The sequence below is a fragment of the Allostreptomyces psammosilenae genome (assembly GCF_013407765.1).
GTDB lineage: Bacteria > Actinomycetota > Actinomycetes > Streptomycetales > Streptomycetaceae > Allostreptomyces > Allostreptomyces psammosilenae.
Genome location: NZ_JACBZD010000002.1, coordinates 1 through 5,000 on the forward strand (window position 1 = coordinate 1; position 5,000 = coordinate 5,000).

General features: G+C 77.1%; 3 protein-coding genes (1 of these 3 running past the window's edge). 2 read left to right on the top strand and 1 reads right to left on the bottom strand.

Annotation, left to right across the window (positions count from 1 at the left end; all coding sequences use genetic code 11):
* Positions 1–750 (bottom strand): TetR/AcrR family transcriptional regulator (locus FHU37_RS22370; protein ID WP_179816491.1); only part of this gene is annotated, 750 nt, incomplete at its 3' end.
* A 641-nt stretch (positions 751–1,391) separates the two neighbouring features.
* Between FHU37_RS22370 and FHU37_RS22375 the strand changes: the two genes are divergently transcribed.
* Positions 1,392–2,858: an NAD(P)/FAD-dependent oxidoreductase gene (locus FHU37_RS22375; protein ID WP_312892800.1), complete on the top strand. Its 1,467-nt coding sequence runs from the start codon at positions 1,392–1,394 to the stop codon at positions 2,856–2,858.
* Positions 2,859–3,895: 1,037 nt separating this feature from the next.
* Positions 3,896–5,000, top strand: partial view of a SpoIIE family protein phosphatase gene (locus tag FHU37_RS22380; protein ID WP_446680303.1) — the 5' portion only. It continues 578 nt past the right edge of the window; the window shows 1,105 of its 1,683 coding nt (coding positions 1–1,105); its start codon is at positions 3,896–3,898; its stop codon lies beyond the right edge, outside the window.

Genomic DNA, 5,000 nt, shown 5'->3' on the forward strand with positions numbered 1-5,000 from the left:
CACCGCCTTGGCGCGCAGCACGAGCCGCTCCACCGCCTCGACCAGCCGCGTGGCCGCGCCGTCGAGCTGCGCACCGAGTGGCGTGGGACGCCCCGCCGGCTGCCCGCCCGGGCCCGGCGGCCCCGGCTGGCCGGGCTGCCCGGGACCGCCCGTCCCGGCCCGCTGCGTGGTGGTGGCCCTGGGCCGCCCCGCCGCCGCGACGCCGCCGCGGGCCGTCGGTACCCGCCCCAGCGGTGCCCGCAGGCCCCCCACGCCGGCATCCCGACGCAACGCCACCTGTCTGGCCGCGGCCGCTATCAGATGCGGCGGCAGCAGTCTGCCGGCCCCCGAGACGGCGCAGTCCCGCACGTACGTGGCGAGCGCCGTCCACGGATCGTGGCCGGTGGCCGCGGCCGCCTCCGCCCGGGCGGTCAGCCGCAGCGTCTCCTCCAGCAGGATGCGGTGCACCAGCCCCTGCTTGTCGGTGAAGCGGCGGTACACCGTCCCTATGCCGACGCCGGCCTGCCGCGCCACCATCTCCACCGACGCGTCGTAACCGTGAGTGGAGAACACCTCACGCGCGGCGCGTAGGATCTGCACCATGTTGGCCTGTGCGTCCGAGCGGAGTGCGGGTGGCCGCCGTGCCGCCGCCGGCCCTCGGCCGGCCGTCCCGCCGACGCCCATGGCCGCCGCGGCCGCCGCCTCGGCGCGCTGCTCGGCGCCCCGGCGTCCGGTCACCGCGTCCGGCTCGTGGTATTGCCCCGGACCCATCAAGTCCTCCCCCTAGGGATGACACAGCCACGACCGCCCTCGCGCGCCGCGGTACCGCGCCTTCCCCGTGTCGGGCGCGCCCCGCACGTCCGGGGCGCGCCGCACGTCGTGTGTGTTTTTCGGACTCGCGCCCGGCCCCACCCGGCCGACCGCGCCCGACTCACGGGCTCCGTGCCCCGAACCCACGCCCCGCCCGCCCGTTCCCGCCAACGGCGGTACATCGGGCAGGTTCGCGTCAGGCACACCGCGGGCGCCGTCGCCGTGTCGAGCAATCGAACATATCTGATTGGGAGTCAGCATGGAAGGGCGGCCGATCATGCCTTATCACGCCAACGCCCGATGTGGGGAACAACGACACCCCACGAGCACCATCGTCCCCCGATCGGGTCATCCCGCGCAGCGGGACCTGTCGAAACTGTGGACAAATTTCGGTGCCGCGGGCGTCATAGACGAATGAGGCAGCCAGCGCACATCGTCGTCGTCGGCGGCGGCCACGTCGGTATGTCCGTGGCCCTGCGTCTGAAGCGCCAGGTCCGTGCGGCCCGGGCCCGGGTGACCGTCGTGGAGCCCCAGCCCTACATGACGTACCAGCCCTTGCTGCCCGAGGCCGCCGCCGGAGCGGTCTCCCCAGACACGTCGTGGTGCCGCTGCGCCGCGTCCTGCCCGACGCCCGGATCGTCACCGGCGAGGCCACCTCCGCCGACCCCGAGGCCCGCACCGTCACCGTCGCCACCCGGGCCAGCGAGGAGGACGGCGCGCGGCCCCTGGTGCTCCACTACGACCACCTGGTCGTCGCCGTCGGCTCCGTCTCCCGCACCCTGCCCATCCCGGGCCTGGCCGAGCACGGCATCGGCTTCCGGACCGTGGAGGAGGCCATCGGGCTGCGCAACCACGTCCTGTCCCAGCTCGACGCGGCCTCCTCCACCCGCGACCCGGCCCTCCGCGACGCCGCGCTGACCTTCGTCTTCGTCGGCGGCGGCTTCGCCGGGGTAGAGGCGCTCGGCGAACTGGAGGACATGGCCCGGCACGCGGCCCGCCACTACCACAACGTGGCCGAGGACGACCTGCGCTGGGTGCTGGTGGAGGCCGGCGAGCGGATCCTCTCCGAGGCCGACGAACGCGTCGGCGCCTACGCGCTCGCCGCCCTGCGCGACCGCGGCGTGGACGTCCGCCTCGGCACCCGCCTGGCCCGCGCCGACGCCGACGGCGTGGACCTGACCGACGGCACCCGCCTGGGCACCCGCACCCTGGTGTGGACGGCGGGGGTCAAGGCACACCCCATCCTGGAACGCCTCCGGCTGCCACGCGACGCCGACGGGCGCGTCCCCACCGACGCCTCGCTGCGCGCCCTGGGACGCCCCGGCGTGTGGGCCGCCGGCGACTGCGCGGCCGTACCCGACCTCGACCACCCCGCCGCCGGGGCCGTCGCCCGGGGACCCTTCCCCGCCGACCACACGGCCGCGGCGCCCGGCGGAGCGGCCCGCCCCGGCGAGACCGGCCCCCGCCGTGGCGGCTCCCGCCTCGGCGGGCGGCGGACCGCCGCGACGCGGTCGGCGGGGCCCGGGCGGACCCCCGTCACCGGCCCGGCCGCCCACACCACCGGCGACCCGGACACGCCGGCGCCCGACACGCCGATCTGCCCGCCCAGCGCCCAGCACGCCACCCGCCAGGCCCGCCTCCTCGCCGACAACCTCGCCGCCACCCTGGAGGGCCGCCCGCTGCGCCAGTACCGGCGCGGCCAGGCCGGCTCGGTGGCCTCGCTCGGCCTGCACAAGGGCGTCGCCCAGGTCTACGGCGTCAAACTCACCGGGCTGCCCGCGTGGCTGGTCCACCGCGGCTACCACCTCAGCAGGGTCCCCACCGCCAACCGGAAGGCCCGGGTGCTCGCCGAGTGGACCCTGGCGGCGCTCTTCCAGCGCGAGATCGTCTCCCTGGGCGACGTGGAACACCCGCGCGCCGAGTTCCGCCGCGCGGCGGAGAGCGACCGGGACCGGCCAGCCGAACGAGGTGGCACTCCGCCGGCAAGTGGAGAGAGACCTTCCGGAGGGAACGATTCCGACGGATCCGCCTCCCGACGACAGCGAAGCGACGACGGTCGCGGCGGGTGAGTGACACCAGCGCATCGCCGGGGCGGGAGGCTCGGGAGAGGGCCCGCGACGCCCGGCCGGAACACCGGGGAATTCCGTCCGCCCATCCGATCGGTCACACTGGGGCGTGACGAGTAGTGCCATCGCACGTACGAAGCGTGACAACACGAGGAATCGGAAGCTTGAACCTCACCCGCTGGACCCACCGCATCGCCGGCCGCACCCGGCGTGACGGGGGCGGCCGCACCGCCGCCAACCCGTCGGCCCGCGGCTCACGGTCCCCTCGTCGGCGCACCGGCACGGACACCGCCTGCCCCGCGGACCAGGAGGACGACGGAGCCGGTCACCCCCCTCCCGACACGGCGCCACACCGGGAGCCCACTCCTCTTTCGGAGGACGCCGCTCGTTCGGAGGACGCCCTGCCGGCGCCGGGCGCCCCCGACCCCATCCGGGCACGGGGCTGGCACGCCGCCGTCCGGGACACCGCCCCCGGCGACGGCCAGGCCGCCCACGCCCCCGCCACCCCGGAGCCCGCCGCCGACCCCACCGAACCGGCCGCCACCGGCGCCGGCACCCGGGCAACCGGCACCCCGGGAACAGGCGGCCGGCCCTCCCCGGCCACCCCGCCGAGCGCGGCGCTCGACCAGCCCGCCGCCACGGCCCCCGCCCCCGGCGAGCGCGTCCTGCGGCTGCACGACCTCCTCGCCCACGCCCCCGCCCTGATCGCCGTCACCTTCGGCCCCACCCACCGCCTCGCCTACGTCAACTCCGCCTACGCCGCCGTCTTCGGCCCACGCGAACCCGGCGCACCCGCCCGCGAGGCACTGCCCGAACTCGACCAGCTCGGCCTGCTCCCCCTGATGGACCAGGTCCTGCGCAGCGGCACCGCCCGCGCACTGCGCCCACGCCGCATCGCGCACCGCCCGGAAGGCCCGCCGGACACCCTGCTCGCCTCCACCGCCGGGCGCGGCTACGGCTACTACGGCTTCGTCTGCGCCCCCATCCTGGCCGGCGACCAGCACCCGGCCGACTGGCTCGTCGACTGCGGACCCGCCGGCCTGCCCGTGCCCCGGGAGGCCCCGGACCACGCCGCACCACACCCCGCCCGGCCCGCGCCGCACGACGGCCGGCCCGACCGGGCGGCCCACGAGCTGCGCGCCGGATCACCCGAGGCCGCCCAGCGCCCGGTCTGGATCCGCCTGCCCGGCGAGACCGCCGGCCCCACCACCCACGCCGACCAGCCCGCCACCCCGGACGTCCTGCTGCCCTCCGCCCTGCTGCCCGCCCCCGGCGACGGCGGCCCGGCCGGCGGCCTGCTCAACTCCCTGCCCGCCGTCCCCGCACACGCCCCGCTCCCCGCCACCCGCGCCGACGGCGGCCCGGCCACCATCACGGCACCCGCCTGGCGCGGCGGCGTCCGCGCGCTGCTGCGCCGCGGCGCCCACGGCCTCACCGAGGCGGTGCGCCACGGCTCCCTCGCCCCGCTCACCCACGGCACACCCCGCCAGGGCCGCGACGGCGACGCGGTCCGCGGCGTGCTGGTCTTCGCCGCCGACATGACCGACCAGTTCCTCGCCGCCGAACGCCTGCGGGAGAGCGAGCGCAAGCACCGCCGGATGGCCGTCACCCTCCAGCACAGCCTGCTGCCCCAGGCACTCGAACAGCCCGACGAGATCCGCGTCGCCGCCACCTACGAACCAGGCGGCGAGGACGCGGCGGTCGGCGGCGACTGGTACGACGTCATAACGCTCGGCGCCGGCAGGACCGCCCTGGTGATCGGCGACGTGATGGGCCGGGGCGTGCGGGCCGCGGCAGTCATGGGGCAGCTGCGCACCGCGGTCCGCGCCTACGCCCGGCTCGACCTGCCCCCGCACGAGGTCCTGCAACTGCTGGACGGCCTGGCCATGGAGATCGACCCGAGCCAGATCGCCACCTGCGTCTACGCGGTCCACGACCCGCACGAGGGCGTCCTCACCTACGCCTCCGCCGGGCACCTGCCGCCGATGGTGCGCGACCCCGACGGCACGGTCCGGCCGGCCCGCGGGCAGAGCGGACCCCCGCTCGGCACCGGCAGCTGGATGCAGGACTCCACCAGCGTGCCGTTCCCGGCCGGCGCCACCGCCGTCCTCTACACCGACGGCCTGGTCGAACGCCGCGGCCAGG